This is a genomic window from Flavobacterium flavigenum, from assembly GCF_027111255.2.
GTDB classification, from domain to species: Bacteria; Bacteroidota; Bacteroidia; order Flavobacteriales; family Flavobacteriaceae; genus Flavobacterium; species Flavobacterium flavigenum.
On sequence record NZ_CP114285.2, the window covers coordinates 1,683,538 to 1,705,794 of the forward strand.

16 protein-coding genes are annotated in these 22,257 nt (G+C 34.4%); 9 read left to right on the forward strand and 7 right to left on the reverse strand.

Annotation, left to right across the window (positions count from 1 at the left end; genetic code table 11):
• The first annotated feature begins 32 nt into the window (after window positions 1–32).
• Both OZP09_RS06465 and OZP09_RS06470 read left to right on the forward strand, forming a co-directional pair.
• On the forward strand, window positions 33–569 hold the full coding sequence (locus tag OZP09_RS06465; RefSeq protein WP_269237077.1) for a hypothetical protein: 537 nt from the start codon (window positions 33–35) through the stop codon (window positions 567–569).
• A 33-nt stretch (window positions 570–602) separates the two neighbouring features.
• The gene (locus OZP09_RS06470) at window positions 603–1,514 is read left to right on the forward strand and encodes an N-acetylmuramoyl-L-alanine amidase (RefSeq protein WP_281310480.1); all 912 of its coding nucleotides are present in this window, start codon (window positions 603–605) and stop codon (window positions 1,512–1,514) included.
• 495 nt (window positions 1,515–2,009) lie between these two features.
• On the opposite strand, the gene OZP09_RS06475 is transcribed toward OZP09_RS06470, so the two are convergent.
• From OZP09_RS06475 to OZP09_RS06505, 7 genes are all read right to left on the reverse strand, one after another.
• The gene (locus OZP09_RS06475; protein ID WP_269237078.1) at window positions 2,010–3,068 is read right to left on the reverse strand and encodes an outer membrane beta-barrel protein; all 1,059 of its coding nucleotides are present in this window, start codon (window positions 3,066–3,068) and stop codon (window positions 2,010–2,012) included.
• Window positions 3,069–3,641: 573 nt separating this feature from the next.
• Complete coding sequence (locus tag OZP09_RS06480) at window positions 3,642–4,607, reverse strand: glycoside hydrolase family 5 protein (RefSeq protein WP_269237079.1); 966 nt, start codon at window positions 4,605–4,607, stop codon at window positions 3,642–3,644.
• Between the two features lie 11 nt (window positions 4,608–4,618).
• Window positions 4,619–5,851 carry a glycoside hydrolase family 27 protein gene (locus tag OZP09_RS06485; RefSeq protein WP_269237080.1) on the reverse strand — a complete coding sequence of 411 codons (1,233 nt, stop codon included), beginning with the start codon at window positions 5,849–5,851 and terminating at the stop codon, window positions 4,619–4,621.
• Between the two features lie 87 nt (window positions 5,852–5,938).
• A complete protein-coding gene (locus OZP09_RS06490) occupies window positions 5,939–6,994 on the reverse strand; it encodes a hypothetical protein (RefSeq protein ID WP_269237081.1) in 1,056 nt (351 codons plus the stop codon).
• Window positions 6,995–7,011: 17 nt separating this feature from the next.
• The gene (locus OZP09_RS06495; RefSeq protein WP_269237082.1) at window positions 7,012–8,610 is read right to left on the reverse strand and encodes a RagB/SusD family nutrient uptake outer membrane protein; all 1,599 of its coding nucleotides are present in this window, start codon (window positions 8,608–8,610) and stop codon (window positions 7,012–7,014) included.
• Between the two features lie 11 nt (window positions 8,611–8,621).
• On the reverse strand, window positions 8,622–11,816 hold the full coding sequence (locus OZP09_RS06500; protein ID WP_281310481.1) for a SusC/RagA family TonB-linked outer membrane protein: 3,195 nt from the start codon (window positions 11,814–11,816) through the stop codon (window positions 8,622–8,624).
• Between the two features lie 312 nt (window positions 11,817–12,128).
• Window positions 12,129–13,007, reverse strand: a complete 879-nt coding sequence (locus OZP09_RS06505) for a helix-turn-helix domain-containing protein (RefSeq protein WP_269237086.1) — start codon at window positions 13,005–13,007, stop codon at window positions 12,129–12,131.
• Window positions 13,008–13,311: 304 nt separating this feature from the next.
• On the opposite strand from OZP09_RS06505, the gene OZP09_RS06510 reads away from it, so the two are divergent.
• The 7 genes from OZP09_RS06510 (at window position 13,312) to OZP09_RS06540 (ending at window position 22,082) form a co-directional block, all read left to right on the forward strand.
• Entirely contained in the window at window positions 13,312–14,457 is a 1,146-nt protein-coding gene (locus tag OZP09_RS06510; RefSeq protein ID WP_281310482.1) for a glycoside hydrolase family 26 protein, read from the forward strand.
• Window positions 14,458–14,487: 30 nt separating this feature from the next.
• Window positions 14,488–15,879 (forward strand): MFS transporter, encoded by a 1,392-nt coding sequence (locus tag OZP09_RS06515; RefSeq protein ID WP_281310483.1) that lies wholly within the window; start codon window positions 14,488–14,490, stop codon window positions 15,877–15,879.
• 25 nt (window positions 15,880–15,904) lie between these two features.
• On the forward strand, window positions 15,905–17,092 hold the full coding sequence (locus tag OZP09_RS06520; protein WP_269237088.1) for a glycoside hydrolase family 130 protein: 1,188 nt from the start codon (window positions 15,905–15,907) through the stop codon (window positions 17,090–17,092).
• Between the two features lie 3 nt (window positions 17,093–17,095).
• On the forward strand, window positions 17,096–18,289 hold the full coding sequence (locus tag OZP09_RS06525; protein WP_269237089.1) for an AGE family epimerase/isomerase: 1,194 nt from the start codon (window positions 17,096–17,098) through the stop codon (window positions 18,287–18,289).
• A 137-nt stretch (window positions 18,290–18,426) separates the two neighbouring features.
• Entirely contained in the window at window positions 18,427–19,449 is a 1,023-nt protein-coding gene (locus tag OZP09_RS06530; RefSeq protein WP_281310484.1) for a carbohydrate binding domain-containing protein, read from the forward strand.
• Between the two features lie 7 nt (window positions 19,450–19,456).
• Complete coding sequence (locus tag OZP09_RS06535) at window positions 19,457–20,686, forward strand: glycoside hydrolase family 26 protein (protein ID WP_269237091.1); 1,230 nt, start codon at window positions 19,457–19,459, stop codon at window positions 20,684–20,686.
• A 112-nt stretch (window positions 20,687–20,798) separates the two neighbouring features.
• Window positions 20,799–22,082 carry a glycoside hydrolase 5 family protein gene (locus tag OZP09_RS06540; RefSeq protein ID WP_269237092.1) on the forward strand — a complete coding sequence of 428 codons (1,284 nt, stop codon included), beginning with the start codon at window positions 20,799–20,801 and terminating at the stop codon, window positions 22,080–22,082.
• Window positions 22,083–22,257: the final 175 nt, after the last annotated feature.

Below are 22,257 nucleotides of genomic sequence, written 5' to 3' on the forward strand. Positions count from 1 at the left end.
TTTACGCTAAACAATCATCAATTTTAAAGTTTATGAAACCTATTCACTCCATTTTTATTTTAGTTTTCACTTTATTAAGCTATCATTCTGTTTCAGCGCAATATGGAAATGGCTACAATAATGGCTATGGAAACGGTTACGGCAGAGGCGGCGGAATGGGCATGGACAGAAGCATGATGCAAGGCCCCCAAAGCAGCCCGAGCAAACCAAAAGAAGTTCCTGTAGAAGAAACAGCTGCGAAAATTGTGGAGCAGATGAAACCCGAAGTAAATCTTGATGAACTACAGGTTATTGCCATTACAAACGTTCTGGCAGACAGCATGAGAGAACAAGGTGTTCTTTTGAAAAACGAAAGCAGCAGCCAGGATCAGAAAATTGAACAAATCACCGCATTAAGAGAAGTTACAACTAAAAAAATTACCGCTTTCCTAAACCCAGGACAGATTGAAAAATACACAACTTTTATGGCTAATTTTAAAGAAATAAAAAAGCCAAAATCTAAAAAGAAAAAAGATAAAGAGTCAAAAGAAGTCAAAGAAGATACTGAAGCAGTAAAGCCTGCCGAATAACAATCCTGACTCAACCTTAAATGTAATTAAAGCATGTTAAAGAAACATTTTTTTTATCTGATTTCAGCCATTATTATTACTTCCTGCGGGACAAAAAACCCATATAAAACTACTGAAAAAGTTTACGATAAGCAGCTTAAAACTTTAGAAAATCAAATTACAAGTAAAGAAGTTCAGCCAATACCACCAGTTGTTCCGCCTGTAGTTATAGACACTACTTATGCTTCTCAATTAGGGATCGTAAAGGATACAATTTCAAAAACAGGATCTACTTCTTTATTAAATGGCATTACAACAGAATGGATAGGAACTGTCAATTTCAATTTAAGAAAACCAAGTTTTATTATTATTCATCATACTGCTCAGGACTCACTACAACAAACTGTTAGTACGTTTACAAAAACCAGAACTCAGGTTAGTGCACATTATATCATTTCTGAAAACGGAAAAGTGGTTCAGATGTTAAATGACTATTTGAGAGCATGGCATGCCGGTGCATCAAGCTGGGGTAAAAACACGGATTTAAATTCCTCATCAATAGGAATAGAACTTGACAACAATGGTTTCAAACCTTTTACAGAAGCTCAAATTAGCAGTTTAGTGGCCCTTTTGACAAAACTGAAAAAGGATTACAATATTCCGACACAAAATATTTTAGGTCATTCTGATATTGCTCCAGGAAGAAAACAAGATCCAAGTGCTTTATTCCCATGGAAAACTTTAGCAGAAAAAGGATTCGGAATTTGGCCTGATGAAGTTCTGGAAGAAGCGCCTTTTGATTTTAAAATTGAACCTGCATTACGAATTATTGGGTATAATACCAAAAATCTTTCAGCAGCGATTCAGGCTTTTAAACTGCATTATATTCAAACAGACACTACAGCTATTTTGGACCGAAAAACAATAGACACCATTTATTCTATTTACAAAAAGCAACTTCAATAGACGGCATCATTTAAAATAAAAACGCATTCCTGATAAAATTTAGAGAATGCGTTTTTTTTTATTATTAGATTTTCAAGACTTGTAAAATACTATTCAAAAAAAATTATCCGAAACCCCTATTCAATCATAATTACGACATTCCTGAGGCAAAAAAATCAATCCTTACTATAAAACTTAAGTACTACTACTTTAACATTAGAAACAAATAAAAACACTGAGCATTTGAATCTGCTTATTCATTATACAAATGATTTAATACCGCTCATGCTAATCTTTTTTTCATAAAAAGTCGTACACAAAGATTTATTTAGGTTAAAGATTTTTCTTAAGCATGTTTTCTTTCGCTGTTATACTAATATTGTACCGAATGAAAATCATAAATTCAAACATATAAAAAAGCTGCCAAAAATGTATAATTTTTGACAGCTTCCAAAAAAAAAAAAAAAATATCAATCTTTATCTCTTTTCCAGAAAGAGTATGTTTTATAATTGATTTTAGAACCCGTAAACTAAAGCCAGAAGTACTTGAGAAGCAGATTTAGCAGGCGCTAAATTAGAATCTACGAACATAACTTCATCTGAATTAGAATCTAGTCTAAATTCTGGTATAATTGTCAAACCATTTATTTTATAATTTCCTGATAAAGTAAAGGCTGTAACATTAGTATCTCCAGAACCTTCTTTAAATTTAAAATATTCACCACGAACTCCTAATGAAAAAGCATCACTGATTGCATAAGATGGATACAAAGCCGCTCCTGTATAACCTACATCACCTTCATTTGAAAAATCAGCAGCGTTTAAACCTAATTTGAATTTATCTGTTAATTGAAATGATGCAGTCAAATCAACAATAGTACCGCTTACTGAACCATCCATAAAATTCAAATAAGCACTTGCCTTATCACTTACATAAGAAAATTGACCACCGACAGCATTTAATCCTTTTTGAGGATCTGCCTGATATGTATTCCAGGAATCATTAAATGCACCTACCATTACTCCAAATTTCTCAGTTATGGCATAATTTGCTTTAACACCTGCATTTTGGAATGGACCATTGGTAAACATATAAGAAGTAGAATAATGAAAGTTCCCTACAGGAGAGATCACCTCATAGCCAATAAATGTTCCCATATAACCCGCTGTCAAAGTCAGTTTATCTGTAACTGCATAACTAGCATACAAATTTTGAATATGAAATGATTCTCCAGAAGTTGTTGCGTTTGGAATAATATCACCATTTTCATCAAATACTACACCTGGCTGACTTGGAAGCGATTGTCTTTGACCTCTTGGTCCAAAAGAAATTTCACCAACAAAAGAAATGTTTTTTATTTTTTTCTTCAAAGCGATATCCAACATCCCTAAAGAAACGGAATTATGGTCTGTTGCAAAACTTGTCGGAATGTTAGGGACTTTAGCAAAATCATATTTGTAATATATATCACCTGAACCTGAAATTTCTAAAGGAGTGGTTTCTGATGTTTCATCTTGCGCAAATGCAAAACTTGTTGTTAGGGCTAATGATAAAATACATAATACTTTTTTCATGTGTAAATTGGTTTTAGTTATTAATTGATTCTGGTTAGTTAAATTTTTATCTTTTTATAATTACGATTGCTTTTTTTGAACTTCAAATCGGTCTAAATCATCATCATTTTCTTCAGCGAATTTATTAACTTTTGTATGAGTAGAATAATCGAAAACTATTTTTTTAATGTTTTTAGAGCAGAATTACGGATTACAAAAATTAAATTAAAAATAATCGTTATTTGATATTTATAAGGATAGCTTTTTAAAAATTCAACAACGCTTTTTTCAATATTAAGTCTTAAAAAATAGGGTTTAAAAGTTTTAAAATAATAAAATAGCCACTTTTAAATCTTTTTTTTTAAAACAAAAAGAAACACACCCTAAAAAAAATAGGGGTTAACTCAAAAAAATACATAAAACAAAAATAAATAAAAAAGAATACCATTAAATAACAGCTAAAAATCAATCAAATAAAATTCCTACAAAAAAATACACGAGATCAGCTTAGATGAACCGCTCTAAAAGACCTTTTAAAACAGAGAAAGCCTGTTAAAACAAACAGGCTTTCTTATAATCTAAAAATAACTGATACTACTTCTGACTATTGTATTTTATTAAAAACTTACGAACTTTAATTCCTGATTCTTTCAGATCAGTATTCTTCCATTTTCCTTCCGATTTTGCAGATTTTTTCAATATTGAACATGTTTCATCTTTATCAGAAACCGACCAGGTAATCCAGCTTAACTTTCGGGATTCCATCCAATCGATGTATTCCTTCCAAGCATTCATATTTAGAGGTCCGTCTCCAGTAGCCTCCATACCGGCTGATTCTGAAATAAAAACCGGAAGTCCGTTTTTGATTGCTTCATCGGTTCTGTCTCTTAATTCCTTCCCATGTGTTGCTGCATAAAAATGCATCGTATACATTATATTATTGTATCCTAAAATAGGATCTGCTGCCGGAAGATGCACATCCTGATCCCAGTGCGGGGATCCAACCAGAATAATATTTTTAGGATCATTACTTCTTATTATCTTAATAACTTCTTCAGCATACGACTTAATTTGTGGCCAGGTTTCATCATCCGGTTCATTGAAAACCTCATAAATAATATTTGGATACTTCGAATACTTTTTAGATATCTCAGCAAAAAAGGCTTTTGCTTCTTCTAAATTTATATTATGACTGTGCCAGTCTATAATTACATAGATATCCGATTTTATAGCCCCTTTTATAACTGCCTCAATTTTATCTTTCGAAAACTGCGGCTCCTTTATATAAGACATGTTTCCTAATTCGATTCCCATAGCCGCACGAACTACGTTACAGTTAAAATCTTTTTTTAGCCATTTAACTGCTTTTTCATTATAAAATCTGGGCCACATGCTATGCCATCCAAAACTCATTCCGCGTAAAACTACCGGATTATTATCCTGATCAACTAATTGAGTCCCCTGAACACTTAACTGACCATGTTTTTTCACAAATTGAGCATTGGTAAAACAAAACATTAATAGTAAGGTATAGACAAAAAGTCTAGCTTCTGTTTTCATATTAAAGAGTGTTATGGAATTAATCGTAATGTAATTACATCATGAGAATCAATATCTGCTGTAAAATTCTTTTTGGTATTACCGATTTCCTTATTTTTCCAAAGATCTTTCAGTTTGTAAAGTGTTTTACCAAAATTTGCTTCATAACCAAAATCAGTATCTTTAATTATATGCTTTTTCCAGTCAAAATTGATTTTTTTGGTAATATCACTTCTGTTTAAAAAAGTAACTGCCCAATTCCTGTCAGATAATGGTTTTACCCAAACTTCCACTCCGTCCTCTGCCAGATATTTAAACCCCTGGATACCTAATTTATCCTGATTTACAGCAATCAGTTCTTTATTGGTTAAAATTGCTAGTGTTTCTTTTGACATCTTTCTGTAATCATTTCCACTGAACAATGGTGACGCCAGCATACACCAAATACTAAAATGCGCCTTATCTTCAATATCATTCATTTCATTCCCTACTTCCATCATGTCAAAATCATTCCAGTGATCAGGTCCGGAATATTTACGGATATCTTTGCGCATGTCTGCAATTTTCATAAATCCCCAGGAAGACCAGTTTTCTGGATGTTTGAATTCACAGTCAAAACAAGGATAAATATCTCCCGAAATTCTCCAAAGATTCCCAACCGGTTTTCCCCATTCCCAAGGCTGATTGTCTCCCCATTCGCAAAGACTGAAAACAATTGGTCTTCCAGCAGTTTTTAACGCATTACTCATGGTTGTGTATGCCTCAGGAGCAGTTATTCCTTTTGTATTACACCAATCGTATTTTAGAAAATCAATCCCAAGCTTCGCATAAAAACGGGCATCCTGATATTCATAACCGCGTGTTCCAGGATAACCGGCACAAGTTTGCGTACCTGCACAATTATACAAACCAAATTTCAAACCTTTGCTATGCACATAATCAATAAGTGATTTCATTCCGTTTGGGAATTTAGCCGGGTCAGGAACTAAATCTCCATTTACGTCACGTTCTCTGGTCATCCAGCCATCATCCAGTACTATATAATTGTAGCCCGCAGCTGCCAACCCTGATGACACCATAATATCAGCGGTTTCTTTTACCAGTTTTTCATCAATATTAGTTGCGAAAGTGTTCCATGAATTCCAGCCCATTGGCGGTGTCATGGCGAGACCTTCGAATTTCCCACCTGTTTGATTATGTGTATTTCCCTGACTAAAACCTAAAACCGAAGTAAGTAAAGTCAATCCTAAAACTATTTTTTTCATTTTTTTAATTTAAAGTCTTTCATAAAAAAGATATTCCCTAATTTTTCAACTAGGGAATATCACATAAACTAACTCAAAAGAAATCTCTTATTTTAATACAAACCCTATATCATCAAATAATACGGTATTACCACCATCACTATTTGATTCTTGGAAGGTAAGCATTGTAAGGCTGGTTGGGTTTCCTAAATCGCTAAAAGGAATTTCCAGATACACCCATGAAGTTGTAACAGGCAATACATAATTTACACCGCCATTTACATTAAAATTAACTCGTCCGGTTTTTGAACCTTTAATAGCAATACGTAATGCTTTGTACGGAGTTAAATCAACATTAAAACCCCAATTTCCTCCATCCCATTGACCAAATTCCCACTTCCAGGATTTTTGGCCTTGATAAGAATCTCCGCCAAAATCAAAATTAACACCTTTTCCAGCCCATGGGCCTCCCCATTGCACACCATACAATACATCATCATACAATGCTGTCCCGATAGCTTCTTTTGAGGTTGCTGTTCCAGATATATTAGCTACAGAAAGGTATCTGTGATTAGCATTTGCCGGTATTTTTACCACGATCTGCTCTAAAGTTGAAGAAACTACTGTAACTGGAACCGCAGGTTGTGTTGGTGTTTCTGCCAAAGTAACTATAGGATCTAAGAAGTATTTACCTTTTATGATTACCTGATCTCCTTCTGAACAGTTTATAGAATTAAAACCGCTGAATGTAGGCACTGGAGGGGCAACTGTCAAATTATAAACCACAGTTCCTCTATCGGTAACTACTTTTAACTGATTAGAAGCATTCGCATAAGGCGTATCCTCATCAACTAATATAATAATGTCAGTATCAGTTACAAATGTTGGTCTGAAATACGTATCGAAGTCATTAAAGTATACTTTTTTTGTAGTAAGCAATCCTTTTCCATGAATTACATAATAGTTTTTTGGATCTACTAATGTTACCGGTGTTAATGGTTTAAGACTTCCATCTGTATTATATCCTGAAGCCATCACAGACTCTATTACAGGAGCGCCATTATAACCTTCAGTACTGTCATCACTTGAACATGAAGTAAAAAGCGTCAGAAAAAGCATCAACGCCATACTTATTGTTAACGAAACAATTTTTATATTTTTCATACTATTATTTTTTAAAATTATTTAAAAGTATACGGCGCTACTTCTGTTAATTTTGGATTTTTAATTAAATCATCTGCAGGATAAGGGAGTAAAAGATTTGATGCCGAAATGGTAATGTGTTTTGGCGTTTCTTTATCTCCTCTGTTTTGTGCTTCTAAAATTGCTTTTGCTTTCGCGAATGGCAAACGTCCTAAATCAAAATAATAATCTCCTTCACAAGCTAATTCTGCACGTCTTTCTTTGAAAATATCATCAAATGAAATAGAAGTTTTAATTGGCAGACCAGCTCTTTTACGAACTGCGTTAAATGATTTTAAAGCAGCAGGATCTGAAGTACTTCCCGATTGCGAACCTAATATTGCTTCGGCATGAATTAAAAGCAGGTCAGCATAACGCATCATATAACTATTCATACTACTTTCTCCATTAAATGGTGCATTGAATGGTCCAGTAATCGATAAATTTTCTTTCCCTATAACATATTTTTTCAAACCAGCTCCTGAATTCTGCGCTTCATTTTCTTCTTCAAAAGTATATCCCAAAAGTTTTGGTGAATCTACTGCCAGTGTTTGTGCATACATTAAGTTTGGATAATAATCTCCAGGAAGCATAAATGTTTCAGCTCTTCTTTTATCGCCTGGCTCATAAACATTATGAATTAAATCTTGAGATGGCGCAATTTGACCTGAATAAGAAGTTTCAACCAATCTGTTTTCTGGTGCAAATAATGTATTAGAGAAGTTTCCTTCGAAATAGGTTCCTGCCCCTGTCCATTGCCATGAGAAAATAGATTCTTCGTTATTATTATTTTTCTGAAGCCATAAATCAGCAAATGATTTGGTTGGCAATTCCTCTCCTCCTAATAATTTAAATTCTCCGCTGTTGATTACTTCCTGAGCCATTGTTCTTGCCAGATCGTATTTCTTTTGATATAAATATACTTTTGCCAAAAGTGCTTTTGCAGATCCGCTAGACACATGTGCGTTTGCCGCGTAATCAGAACCTCTGTTTTTTGATCTTAAATTATCGATAGCAAATTTTAAATCATTTTCAATAAATTTATAAACGTCTTCAACTGGATTACTCGGAATCACGAAGTTTTTAGAATAATCAGCATTATTTTCGATTATTGGCACATTTCCCCATAATCTTACTAAGAAGAAATAAGCAAAGGCTCTAATAAAATGCATTTCTCCCATTGCATTGTTCAAAGCTTCTTTTGAAACGTTTGGACCAACACTTTGAGGCAGTGTATTAATATAAGAATTACAATTGGCAACCGCTCCAAAACATGATCTCCATGAATCACCAATAAAAGACTGGCTGTTGGTAAAACTCAAATCTGTAAATTTTCCAAACTCATTATAAGGACCTGCATACATATTCCCCGAAATAACATCGGTAATACCATAAAATCCTTCTTTATTCATATTAAACCATACAATACCATAAAGTCCGTTACTAGCGTTATCCAGCTTTACATCAGAATCATAATAATTCCCTATTGTTGGTACTCCCTCTGCAGGTACATCTAAAAAGTCCTGAGAACAAGAAGAAGACATTAACATAATGATTGTTAAAGCAACAGCACCGCTTCTTTTTATTATATTTTTCATATTATTTCGTATTAAAATTCAACATTAAAACCAAAAGAAATCTGTCTTGGCACTGGGTAGCGTCCGTTATCTACACCAGATAATAAAGCATCCTGATTGTATGAACCTACTTCAGGATCATATCCTTTATACTTCGTAAAAGTGTATAGATTTTGACCAGAAGCATAAATTCTTAATCTTGTGAGTTTAATTTTTGAAATTATATCAGAAGGAAGTGAATATCCTAAAGTCACATTCTGAATTCTTAAATAAGACCCATCTTCAATAAATCTTGAAGAAACTGCATTATTAATATCATTATATGCAGATGGTCTTGGCAACGCAGCATTGGTATTTGTCGCTGAGTAAAAATCAGCTGCTTCTGTTAAATAATTAGTTCCTAAATTACTATTTAATGTACCCGACATACGAGTTAAATTCATCAGCTTATTTCCAGAAGTTCCTTGAAGAAAGATAGACAAATCAACATTTTTGTATTTAAAATTATTGGTGAAACCATATGTGAATTTTGGATTTGGATTCCCAATTGTCACTAAATCTTTAGTATCAATAACACCATCGTTGTTCTGATCTTTATAAATTACATCTCCTTTTTGAAATTCAGGCAATAATGAGTTGGTACCGTTTTTCAAAACTACTTTTGTTCCAGAACCATTATCATGTCCGTAAGTCAATAAATCCTGATCGGTTCTGTAAATCCCTTCCGCTTGATACCCTAAAAATGAACCAATTGGCAGACCTTCCTGAGTTCTGGAAACTGTAACAGTATTATAAGCTAGTGTTCCCATTGTTTTTACAATGTTTAATCCAGCCATGTTTGTAACCTCATTTACATATTTAGTAAAGTTGGCACTGGCATTCCAAGAAAAGTTCTGAGTAAACTGTTTGTTGTAAGTAAGCGTTACCTCAAGACCTTTGTTCTGCATACTTCCTAAGTTAAAGTATGGAGGATTAACTCCTCCCTCATAATCTCCACCACCTGAAAGGAAGTTTGGAAGAGGCACTTGATACAAGAAATTTTTAGATACTTTTTTATACAAATCGACAGTTGCAGAAAGCGAAGAATTAAATAAAGTAAAATCCAATCCTAAATTCGTCTGTTCTTGAGTCTCCCATTTCAAATCTTTATTAGCCGAATTTGATGGAAGATAAGAAGTTCCCATTGTGCTATTAATCAGATGAAGATTAGAATCATATAAATTGTTTCCAATCTGATTGTTTCCAGTTTGTCCCCAACCTGCTCTCAGTTTAATATTGTCCACATATTTTTTCGTTCCTGCCATAAAAGCTTCATTTGAAAGTTTCCATGAACCACTTGCCGAGCTGAAAACACCCCATTTATTACCTACAAAGAATTTTGAAGATCCGTCAGTTCTAACCGCAGCTGTAATTCCGTATCTGTCTCCATAATCGTAAACTACCCTTCCTAAATAAGAAGCCAACGTTTGAGTACCAGAATAAACTCCGCTTGTAACTGCTTTTGATAAGTCTGAAGCTGCTAGCGATTTATCGTTGTTATCTTTATAGCCATAACCTGTAATCGTATAACCTTGCCAGTGTGCCCTGTTTGATTCCTGAACAGCCAGAAGTGTAAAATTGTGTTTATCCACTGTTTTTCTATAGGTCAGCATGTTTTTTAAGTTCCATGAATTTCCTGAAGAAGGATTATAATACAAATTGGCAAAACTTTTTACTGCGTTTCCTAAAGAATACATTGGATCAAATCGCTGACCTAAATTGTCATAAATATAACCACCTACTTCAAAACGATATTCCAAACCTTTGGCAATATCAACCTGAGTATAAAAATTCCCTGAATAGTTTTTTCTAACTAAAGTATTTGATCCTAATAAAGAAGTAGCAACAGGATTTACAAACGATGTTGCTCCGCCCGCAGGAGGTCCTGCAAAAGCGCCTGATAATTCTCTAACCGCCACATCCGGAGTTGCTAGTAATGAAGTCGCTACAACTCCGTTAAATTGTCCGTTGAGTGTTAGTTTTTCATCTGTTATAGCACCACTTACGTTTACACCAACTTTAATAAAGCTGTTTACTTTAGCATCAATATTAGTTCTGAAGTTGTATCGTTTAAAACCAGATTCAATCACAATACCTTCCTGATTTAAAACACCTCCTGATAAATAGTAATTTATTCCTTCTTTTCCTCCTGAAAATGACAACTGATTTGAACTCATTAATCCCGTTTCATAAATGGCATCCTGCCAGTCAGTACCTTTTCCTAAAAGTTCAGGATGAGCAAATTCTGGTCTGTAAGAAGTTGGATCATAAACTGCTGACAATGCATTTTGATGCCTTGCGTATTCCTGAAGATCCATAGAATGAAGCTTTTTAGGAAGATTACTAATTGTATAGGAACTCTCAAAAGACAACTTCCCAGTTCCTTTCTTTCCTGATTTAGTTGTTACAATTACAACCCCGTTTGCTCCGCGCGAACCGTAAATAGAAGTCGCAGAAGCATCTTTTAAAATATCAATCGATTCGATATCACTTGGATTTAAAAGAGCCAGCGGACTTTGTGTAATATTACCATTATTAGAAAAATTCGAGTTTCCCTGAGCATTTCTTCCAGATGTAGATGAGTTCCTTGCGTCTCCAGACATTGGTACTCCATCAATTACATATAAAGGTTCGTTTGTTCCTGTTAGAGAAGAAACCCCTCTAATTCTCACCGAAACGTTACTTCCCGGTTCGCCAGAGTTACTATTTACCACTACCCCTGCCGCTTTACCCTGCATCATCTGGTCAAAAGAAACTACTTTTAAGTTTTCGATATCTTTTGAGCTGATACTCGAAATAGCACTGTTTACATCTTTTCGCTTTTGAGTACCGTAACCAATTACAACTACATCTTTAAGATCTTCCGCAGCTGATTTTAAAATTACATTTATGGTTTTTCTGCCGTCAACAGCAACTTTTTGAGTATTGAATCCGATAAAAGAATACAATAAAGTTCCATTTGCTGGAACATCGATCGAATATTTCCCGTCAAAGTCTGTTGAAGTCGAAACTTTAGTACCTACAATAGTAATATTAGCCCCTGGTATGGAAAGCCCTTTATCATCAGACACGACACCTGATACTTTTACCTGAGCAGTAATGAAGTTACTCAGCAACAAAAATAAAATCAATGGAATGGCCTTGCGGTTAGCATTCCAATGAATAAAATTAGTCATTAGTTTTTTCATAATAAATGTTTGGTTAGTTGAAAGTTTAATCCTTTATAAAGCAGTAAAAAGGGAGTTATATTTTACCGATTTATTTTTAACAAATCTATAACAGAACGATATAGGAAGTTAATAGTATTATATCATTTAATGATAATATTTTTACTATGCTGTTTTAAAAAAACATATAACAAAATAAAAATATCATTTTATTAAAATATTCGCAATTAAATACCCTAAAAACTCCACAACCAATAAACAATAATTAATGAAACTCAAAAAATTAAAACGATTTCGTTAAAAATAATATTTGTATATGAAAAAAAAGTATCATTATAAAATACGCTTTAACCCAGAAAAATCTTCCCTGTACTGACTGGGTGTACAGTTTTTAATAGCTTTAAAACTACGATTGAAATTCGCAATATTATTAAATCCGGATTTAAACGCCACTTCTGAAACACTCATGTCTTTTTCAACCAGCCATCGGGCAGCATAACCTATACGGATATCATTAATATAGTTTACAAAAGTTTTTCCGGTACGCTTTTTAATAAACCGGTTAAAAGAAATTATAGACATATTCGCAACATTAGCTGCGTCTTCTAAAGTAATTTTATCTGAAAAATGTTTTTGCACATATTCATAAACCAACTTCATTTTATCATAATCATCAAAAGTATCGTAATCTACTGTATACGTAGAAAGCAGCCTCTGATTTCTGGAATTTGCTAAATCATACAACAACGAAGTAATTTCTAAAAAATAATCCATACCATCTAATTTAGAGAGCTTTATCAATCTTGGAGTTAACTCTTCGGCTACTTTTTTAGAAAACAAAATACCATGAATAGAGCGATTAAACATGTCCCGAATCGGATTCATAATTCGTCTTGAAAGTAAGGATTCGTGAAACAAATCATTATGAAACTGGATCGTAATTTCATGAATTTTTTTACTTGTACATTTATTTAACTCCCAGCCGTGATATAAATTTGGACCAATAAGAACCAATTCAACATTATCAATTTCCTCAATATTATCTCCCACGACACGCCTAACTCCTTTTCCGTTTAAAATAAAATTAATTTCAAATTCAGGATGATAATGCACCGGAAAATCAAAACTATCTTTAATTCTGTCAAAGACTAAAAAACTATCCCCACTTGAGAGTGGAGCAATTTCTCTATAAAAATTTTTAGCAGTACTCATCTTACAATATATTTTTAAAGGATATGATACAATAAATTCAATTGCAATAATATGATATATAATTGATAAAATAATATTAATTGAAGTATAAACATCCGATTATCTTTGAAAAATAAAATTATCATTTCCTTTAAAACAACATTAATATTAAGCATTAATGATTTTTAACCTAATATTTTTTTATAGTTTTAATAATTTTAAAGAAAATATGACATTAATTCCTATTTGGAAAATAAAGGAAATTACAATACACTATTTAAGTAGAAATTACTTTCTACTTTATTTAAAAACAAGTAGTCAAAAAATGAAAAAAAACATAATAGTCCTTATAATATCAGCCTTTACGGGAATTTCATGTTCATCACAGACAGTTACAGATAATATTAATTTGTCACTTTCAGATAAAAAATCTACACCCGAAACAGTTTTACTTTATAAAAAACTGAATGTATTAACTCAAAAAGGATATCTTTTTGGACATCAGGATGACCTGGCTTATGGTGTAAACTGGAAATATCAAAATGGAAGAAGTGATGTAAAAGAAGTTTGCGGCGACTATCCCGCCGTTTATGGATGGGATATCGCGGGCCTGGAAAAGGACGAACATCATAATATTGACGGAGTTCCTTTTGAAAAAATGAAACAATACATAAAAGAGGCGAATGAACGAGGAGGGATTTCAACAATAAGCTGGCATTTTGACAATCCGGCAACCGGAAAAAATGCCTGGGATAACACTCCAAACTCACTCAAGACCATTTTACCGGGTGAAAAAAATCATGTAAAATTCACGTCCTGGCTTGATAAAGCAGCCGGTTTCTTTTTATCATTAAAAGATAAAAAAGGAAAAAACATTCCAATTATTTTCAGGCCTTACCATGAATTGACTGGCGGCTGGTTCTGGTGGGGAAAAGGAAACTGTACTCCCGAAGAATTTAAAGCAATCTGGAAATTCACTTTCGAATACCTCCAAAAAAAAGGAGTTCATAACTTAATTTACGTATATAACACAAGTAGTTTCAACTCCAAAGAAGCTTTTTTAGAAAACTATCCGGGCGATGAATATGCTGATATTTTAAGCTTTGACACTTACCAAAATGCTGATGACAAAAACGGCGAAAAATTCATAGCCGAAGTCCAGAGTCAGTTTAGAATCATAAATGAAATTGCTCAAAAAAAACATAAATTAATTGCTTTGGCAGAAGCAGGGTATGAAGCCATTCCAGATCCCAAATGGTGGACAGACACTTTTTCTAAAGCTATTGGGGATTATAAAATTTCATACGCTTTGCTCTGGAGAAATCATGGCTGGCAGGAAAAAGAACAAAAAATGCATTATTATGCTCCCTACCCTGGTCAGATAAGTGAAAAAGATTTTGTCGAATTTTACAAACTTGATAAAACTTTATTTGAAAAAGACATTCAAAAACTATCAAAAAAAATAAACTAACCTAACTATACAACCTTTAAAATAAATCTAATGCACGAAAAAATCAGCTTGAAAGAAAAAATAGGCTACGGACTTGGAGACGCCGCCTCTTCTATGTTCTGGAAAATATTCAGCATGTATCTTCTGTTTTTCTACACCGATGTTTTCGGACTGGCACCAGCAGTAGTTGGAACTATGTTTTTAATTACCCGAATCTGGGATTCCTGCTTTGATCCAATTGTTGGAATCATAGCTGACAGAACCAAATCCAAATGGGGAAAATTCAGGCCTTATTTATTATGGATCGCTATACCATTTGCTGTAATTGGAGTTTTGACTTTTTACACTCCTGATTTTGATGAAAAAGGAAAAATAATCTATGCCTACGTAACGTACTCTTTAATGATGATGATTTACTCACTTATTAATGTTCCGTACGCATCACTTTTAGGCGTAATGTCTTCTGACCGAAAAGACAGAAACACATTATCCTCTTACCGAATGGTTTTTGCCTTTGGAGGAAGCCTTTTAGCTCTTTGGTTAATCGAACCTTTAGTAAATTATTTTGGAGGAAATCTTAATTCAAAAACCGGCTGGCTGGCTACAATAGCTGTATTCGGAATTATAACAACCGTGTTTTTCTGGGCTTGTTTTTTCTGGACAAAAGAAAGGATAAAACCAATAGATGAGGAACAAGCAAATCTAAAGGAAGATTTAAAAGATTTAGTAAAGAACAGGCCCTGGTGGATTTTACTGGGAGCCGGAATTGGGGCATTAGTATTCAACTCTATCCGTGATGGTGCAGCAGTTTATTATTTTAAATATTATGTAAGCAGCAATGTAAATTTTGATTTTAACCTTTTCGGAACAGATTTTCACATGACGCCAACTTCTATTTATTTAGTATTAGGACAGGCAGCCAATATTATTGGAGTGATTGCAGCAACACCGCTGGCTAATAAATTCGGGAAAAAGAAAACCTTTTTTGGCGCAATGACTTTTGCTGCAATCCTGAGTTTAATTTTCTATGTCTTCGGAAAAGAAGATGTTTTCTTAATCATGAGTTTTCAAATATTAATTAGCATTTGTGCCGGCTGTATCTTTCCTCTTATCTGGTCTATGTATGCTGACAGCGCCGATTATTCAGAATGGAAACAAGGACGCAGGGCTACGGGATTGGTTTTTTCAGCATCATCAATGTCACAAAAATTCGGATGGACTATTGGCGGTGCAGGAGCTGGTTGGCTTCTGGGCTACTACGGTTTTCAGGCGAATGTTGAACAAACTGCCACGGCGCAAAACGGAATTCAATTAATGTTAAGTATTCTTCCTGCAATTGCTGCAGCAATATCAGTGGGTTTTATAGCATTCTATCCTTTAACCGAAGAAAAGCTGCAAACTATAGAACAGGACTTGAATGCAAAAAGAGACCAAAAAAAATAAAATACAGATTTAGAAATCAATTTATATGACAACAATAACGGCCGCTACATTTCAGGATAGAAAAGTAGCATTAGAAAAGGAACATCAAACACTCATTGGACTAAAAAACGAACCTCAAAATACAATCGGAAACGGTATTTATCAGCGATATAAAAATCCGGTAGTGACCGCTGCTCATGTACCATTGAACTGGCGCTTTGATTTCAACGAAGATACAAACCCTTTTTTACTGGAACGTATCGGAATGAATGCTGCGTTTAATGCGGGAGCCATCAAATGGAACGGTAAATATTTACTCGCCGTTCGTGTTGAAGGTATTGACAGAAAATCTTTTTTTGCCATTGCCGAAAGTCCAAACGGGAGTGATAATTTCGAATTTTGGGACAAACCGTGCGTCATTCCGCAAACAGAAGAACCGGACACCAATGTGTACGATATGCGTTTGGTACAGCACGAAGACGGCTGGATTTACGGTATTTTTTGTACAGAAAGAAAAGATCCGAAGGCTCCAAAAGGAGACACTAGTTCAGCTATAGCCAATGCAGGGATAGTCCGTACAAAAGATTTAGTGAACTGGGAAAGACTTCCTGATTTAATTTCGAATACAGGACAGCAGCGCAATGTTGTTTTACATCCTGAATTTGTTAACGGTAAATACGCCTTGTACACACGCCCGCAGGATGGTTTTATTGATGTTGGATCTGGCGGCGGAATTGGTTTAGGCTATGTTGATGATATGACAAATCCGGTTGTAAAAGAAGAAAAAATCATCTTCGGAAAACAGTATCACACCATATATGAATTAAAAAACGGCCTTGGCCCTGCTCCTATTAAAACACAAAAAGGCTGGCTGCATTTAGCACATGGCGTTCGTAACACTGCTGCAGGTTTACGCTACACTTTGTATATGTTTATGACCGATCTAAATGATATTTCGAAAGTTACCCACATTCCTGCCGGACATTTCATGGGACCAGAAGGTATCGAAAGAGTTGGTGATGTATCTAATGTATTATTTTCTAACGGATGGATTGAAGACACTGATGGAACTGTTTACATCTATTATGCATCATCAGATACGAGAATGCATGTTGCTGTTTCTTCTGTAGAAAAACTGGTTGATTATGTTACGAATACTCCTGAGGACACCTTTATTTCTGCAGGATCAGTAGAAACAATCATCAGCCAGATTGAAAAAAATAACGCAATATAATTCATGGTATCATCAATATTACAACAGCTAAAAACCGAATTATCAGCTGAACTTGATGCTATTTTAGACTATTGGGCAAAAAATACAATTGATAATAAAAATGATGGTTTTGTTGGTCAGATTGATAGCAATGAAAAAATAATACCTGATGCTGATAAAGGTTCTGTTCTAAACGCCAGGATTTTATGGTCTTTCTCAGCGAGTTATCAGGTTACTCAAAATGAAGAACATAAAAAAATAGCTGAAAGGGCTTTTAAATGTATTTCAAATCATTTTTATGATCCTGAATTTGGAGGTTTATTTTGGAGCATCAATTCAGATACAACACCAAAAGATACTAAAAATCAAATTTATGGTTTAGCTTTTGCCATTTATGGCCTGTCTGAATATTATGTGATTTCAAAAGATGAAAAAGCTCTGGCAATTGCAATCAATCTGTATTTAACAATCCAAAAATACAGTTACGACCCTGTAAACAAAGGTTATTTAGAGGCTTTTACAAGAGACTGGCAGCCTATTGAAGATTTGCGGCTGAGCAGTAAAGATGCTAATGAAAAGAAAACCATGAACACGCATCTGCATATTATTGAAGCTTATGCGAATTTATTCAGGGTTTGGAAAAATCCAAAACTGCAAAGTGATATTATAGAATTATTGCAAACCATAGAAGAACATTTTATCAATACCAGAACGGGACATTTGCATTTGTTTTTTGACGAAAACTGGATTGAAAAACCAGATGTTATTTCGTACGGTCATGATATTGAAGCCGCCTGGCTTTTATTGCAGTGTGCTGAAATTTCAGAAGATGAAAACCTGATTGCTAATTATAAAAGACATGCCATTCAAATAGCAGAAGTTGCGCAGGAGGGTTTAGATTCAGACGGCGGTTTGTGGTATGAATTTGATCCAAAAACAAACAATCTTATAGCAGAAAAACATTGGTGGGTACAGGCCGAAGCTTTAATAGGTTTTTACAATGCATATCAATTAACCCGTGATGAAAAGTTTTTAGACATTGTATTGAAAAACTGGGAATTTATAAAAAATCACATTTTAGACCAGCAAAATGGAGAATGGTTTTGGGGAGTTTACAAGGATTACAGCCTGATTCAGAAAGACAAAGCCGGCTTCTGGAAATGTCCTTACCACAACAGCCGTGCCTGTCTGGAACTGATGCAAAGAATAAAAACTTAAATTATTTCACTTTCATAAAACTGATTATTGCATTAAAAAAACAATTATGAAATCGCCATTAACAAGTTTGCAAAAGCAAAATCTACAAATAAAAAGGCGATCCCATATATGACCTTTAAAAAATAAATTTCACATATATGAAACAACTCTTTTTCTTTAGTTTATTATTTTTTAGCGCAATAAGCCATGCACAAACCAATCTTATTAAAAATGGCGGTTTTGAATCTGAAACGTTAAACTGGAATGGCGATGCTGCTACCCTGTCTCCATATTACAAAAAAACGGGTAAAAACAGCGCTGTCATCAATCAGTTTGTAGGTGCCGAATGGAAGTCAATAGATCAAATTATAAACATTCCAAAAAATTCTTATGCTATAGAATTTAGTGTTTGGGTAAAAGCAGATCAAGTTGAAGGCGGTAAGGAAGCTTACAACGCCGGTTTAATGATTGCCGAATTTACAAACAGCGGCGGGAAGAAAATAATTTCAGAAAACATTGCACAAGTAAAAGGAACTGTAGACTGGACCAATTATAAAAAAACGGTTTTGGTACCTGAAAAAGCCAAACAAATCAGAATCATGCTGGCTTTAGCACAAACAAATGGTTCTCTGTTTTTTGATGACGTAAATGCAACTGCCCTTTCTGAAGAAGAATATTTTAAGCTAAATCCAATAATTACAATTGACGAAGGTCAAAAAACAATTTCAACTCCAAAACAATTTTCTAACGGAAATTTCGAAGACAAACTAAACTCATGGAATGGCGCCGGAATTATTTCGGCTACAGATAAAAAAGAGGGCAATACCGCTGTAGAAATCACTTCAAAAACAGCCGAATGGAAATCAATTGACCAGATAGCTGATATTAATAACGGAGATAAAACTATAGAAATTTCAGGCTGGCTAAAAGCTAAAAATATTCAACAAGGTAAAGATCCGTGGAATAACGGAATGTTTATCATCGAATTCAAAAAAAACGACACAACCAAAGCCTCAGAAGACCAAATTATTGGAACTGTAACCGGAACTACGGACTGGACAGCTTTCAAAAAAACGTTCCCAATTCCGGAAGGTGCAAAACAATACCGGATTATGGTTGCCATGAGTGTTTGTACGGGAACCTTATTAGCTGATAATATTGAAGTTAAGCTATCAAAATAAATTAAAAATGAAAAATACATTTCTAAAAACAGCATTTTTGAGTTTCTTGTCTTTGGCACTTACAAGCTGCTCATCTGATAAAGAATCAGATAACGAAGTTATAGTTGATCCGCCAACGCAGGATGATCCTCTGACTACACAAAATGTATCAAATTATATGGCCGATGCAAATGCATCAAAAGAAACCATAGCACTATTTTATAACTTAAAGAAACTAGGTAAAACTAAAATTGCAATTGGACAGCAAGATGCTTTCAATAACTTTTATCAGGATGCCGGCGGTGATTCGGATATCAAAAAAAATACGGGTTTTGATCCTGCTATCCTAGGGTCAGATTTTATGTTTATTACAGATAAAAACAACAATAATCAATCCAATAACTGGTTTTACCAGCAAGAGCAAAAGAGTATCAGCGATACAAAAGCAGCTTATGCAAAAGGAATGATTAATACTTTTTCCTGGCATCTGAGAGAGCCTAACAATGAAGATACTTTTTATGCTTCTGATATGACAACCGAGCAAAAAAATACAGCTTTTAAAAGTATTTTGCCTGGCGGAGCCAACCACGAATGGTACAAGAAAAAACTGGATAAAGTAGCCAGCGTATTCTTAAATTTAAAAGGTTCAAAAGGCGAATTGATTCCGGTAATTTTCAGACCCTTTCATGAATTTGACGGAAGCTGGTTCTGGTGGGGTGCTAATTTCTGCACTCCGGATGAATATAAAACAGCTTATAAATTTACGGTTGATTATTTAAAAAATACTAAAGGCGTCCACAATATTTTATATGCTTTTTCACCTGACAGAACCTATTTAACCTCAACCGATTATTTAAGCAGATATCCGGGAGATAAATATGTTGATGTTTTAGGAATGGATAATTATGGGGATTTTGACAATCAGGGTTCAACAGGAGCTGTCAAAGCAAATGCCAAATTAAAAATCATTTCAGATCTTGCTAAAACCAAAGTAAAAATTGCAGCTTTAACAGAAACAGGTTATAGAGTTACAAGTTCAAACACACCAATAAATGATTGGTTTTCTACCTATTTATATGATGCTTTGACATCAAATAGTATAGAAGTAAGCTATATGATGTTCTGGACTAATGATAGTGATGGATACTATGTTCCAAATTCGAGCGCTTCGAATGCAGCTGATTTTAAAACCTTTGCTTCAAAACCCAAATCGGCATTAGTAAATTCATTACCAAAAATGTATGAATTACCAAAATAGTTTCTTTATAAACGTAAAGTCCTAGCCCTGATAGAAGCGGTATCCTTTTGTTTTTTCTTTAAAAAACAAAAGATAAAGCGGATAGCAGGAATAGCTTCTAAAAATATAAATTATGAAAAACAAACTTTTTAAAATACTCGGATTAGCATTGCTCATTTCGACAATGTCATGTCAGGCGCAGGAAAGAATTACGGTAAAAGGAACACAATTTTATAAGGGAGACAAACCCTATTCTTACATTGGAACCAATTATTGGTACGGAAGTTTACTAGCATCTAAAAAAGTAGGCGACCGAAAAAGGCTGCTTCGGGAACTGGATTTCATGCAAAAAAGCGGAATCGATAATTTGCGAATTTTAGTGGGTGCGGATGGTGGAAAATACGATTTTACGGTTCGTCCGGCTTTGCAGTATGAGCAGGGAAAATATGATGAGGATTTACTTGACGGACTGGACTTCCTGATGAATGAAATGAGAAAACGCAAAATGTATGCTGTTTTGTACCTGACCAATAACTGGGAATGGTCGGGCGGAATGTCACAATATCTCGAGTGGAATGGAAAAAGTGCTATTCCTATTCCGGCTATCGCTCCTAATACCTGGCCTCAGTTTATGTCGTATACTGAGCAATTTCACAGCTGTGATCCCTGCATGAAAGCACTTGAGGATCATGTGAAATTTATTATGGGCAGGACTAATAAATATTCGAAGAAAAAGTACACGGAAGACAATACGATTATGGCGTGGCAGGTTGGGAATGAACCAAGGCTTTTTACAGTAGAAAACGAAGAAAAGTTCACTATTTGGCTGAATAACATTGTGAATTTAATGGACAGTTTAGATAAAAACCATTTGATTTCTACTGGTTCTGAAGGTTTGAACAGTTCGAATGATGACATAGGAATTTTTGAAAGAACACATAAAAATCCGAATATTGATTACCTGACCATGCATATCTGGCCTAAAAACTGGAACTGGTTTAAAGCCGATAATACCAAAGCTACAATTCCTGTCACTATTGAAAATGCAGGAAAGTATATTGATGCTCATGTTAAAGTGGCCAACAATTTGCAACGACCAATTATCATAGAAGAATTTGGATTGCCGAGGGAAAACGAAAATTTGAATGCCGGAGCTTCTTCCATTTACAGAGATCAGTTTTATAGCTATATTTTTGGCAGAGTTGCCGAAAGTGTTGCCAATAAAGGTCCGCTGCAAGCCGCTAATTTCTGGGGATTTGGCGGTGAAGGAAAAGCAGTAAACGAAACCGGAAAATGGAATCCGGGAGACCCCTTGACAACAGATCCTCCACAGGAGCCACAGGGGTTAAATTCAGTTTTTAATGGTGATAAATCAACTTTGGAAATTGTGAAAAAATTCAATTTGGAGTTGAAATAATTTTTCACCATATAAGTTATGCAAGTTCATTTAATAGTGTTTCTTAAATTGAATATTCATAATTCGTAATTTAAAACTATTTTGTCATTCCGTAGGAATCTCTTTTTTATTTAGTTTGGCTTGAGATTCCTACGGAATGACAAAAGCTTACTATATTGGCATTTGCAATGCATAA

Coding starts and splice junctions, on each gene's coding strand:
- OZP09_RS06500 (WP_281310481.1), bottom strand. CDS start 11,816: ATGAAAAAACTAATGACTAATTTTATTCATTGGAATGCTAACCGCAAG.
- OZP09_RS06490 (WP_269237081.1), bottom strand. CDS start 6,994: ATGAAAAATATAAAAATTGTTTCGTTAACAATAAGTATGGCGTTGATG.
- OZP09_RS06520 (WP_269237088.1), top strand. CDS start 15,905: ATGACAACAATAACGGCCGCTACATTTCAGGATAGAAAAGTAGCATTA.
- OZP09_RS06515 (WP_281310483.1), top strand. CDS start 14,488: ATGCACGAAAAAATCAGCTTGAAAGAAAAAATAGGCTACGGACTTGGA.
- OZP09_RS06480 (WP_269237079.1), bottom strand. CDS start 4,607: ATGAAAACAGAAGCTAGACTTTTTGTCTATACCTTACTATTAATGTTT.
- OZP09_RS06470 (WP_281310480.1), top strand. CDS start 603: ATGTTAAAGAAACATTTTTTTTATCTGATTTCAGCCATTATTATTACT.
- OZP09_RS06495 (WP_269237082.1), bottom strand. CDS start 8,610: ATGAAAAATATAATAAAAAGAAGCGGTGCTGTTGCTTTAACAATCATT.
- OZP09_RS06510 (WP_281310482.1), top strand. CDS start 13,312: ATGAAAAAAAACATAATAGTCCTTATAATATCAGCCTTTACGGGAATT.
- OZP09_RS06540 (WP_269237092.1), top strand. CDS start 20,799: ATGAAAAACAAACTTTTTAAAATACTCGGATTAGCATTGCTCATTTCG.
- OZP09_RS06485 (WP_269237080.1), bottom strand. CDS start 5,851: ATGAAAAAAATAGTTTTAGGATTGACTTTACTTACTTCGGTTTTAGGT.
- OZP09_RS06475 (WP_269237078.1), bottom strand. CDS start 3,068: ATGAAAAAAGTATTATGTATTTTATCATTAGCCCTAACAACAAGTTTT.
- OZP09_RS06530 (WP_281310484.1), top strand. CDS start 18,427: ATGAAACAACTCTTTTTCTTTAGTTTATTATTTTTTAGCGCAATAAGC.
- OZP09_RS06465 (WP_269237077.1), top strand. CDS start 33: ATGAAACCTATTCACTCCATTTTTATTTTAGTTTTCACTTTATTAAGC.
- OZP09_RS06505 (WP_269237086.1), bottom strand. CDS start 13,007: ATGAGTACTGCTAAAAATTTTTATAGAGAAATTGCTCCACTCTCAAGT.
- OZP09_RS06525 (WP_269237089.1), top strand. CDS start 17,096: ATGGTATCATCAATATTACAACAGCTAAAAACCGAATTATCAGCTGAA.
- OZP09_RS06535 (WP_269237091.1), top strand. CDS start 19,457: ATGAAAAATACATTTCTAAAAACAGCATTTTTGAGTTTCTTGTCTTTG.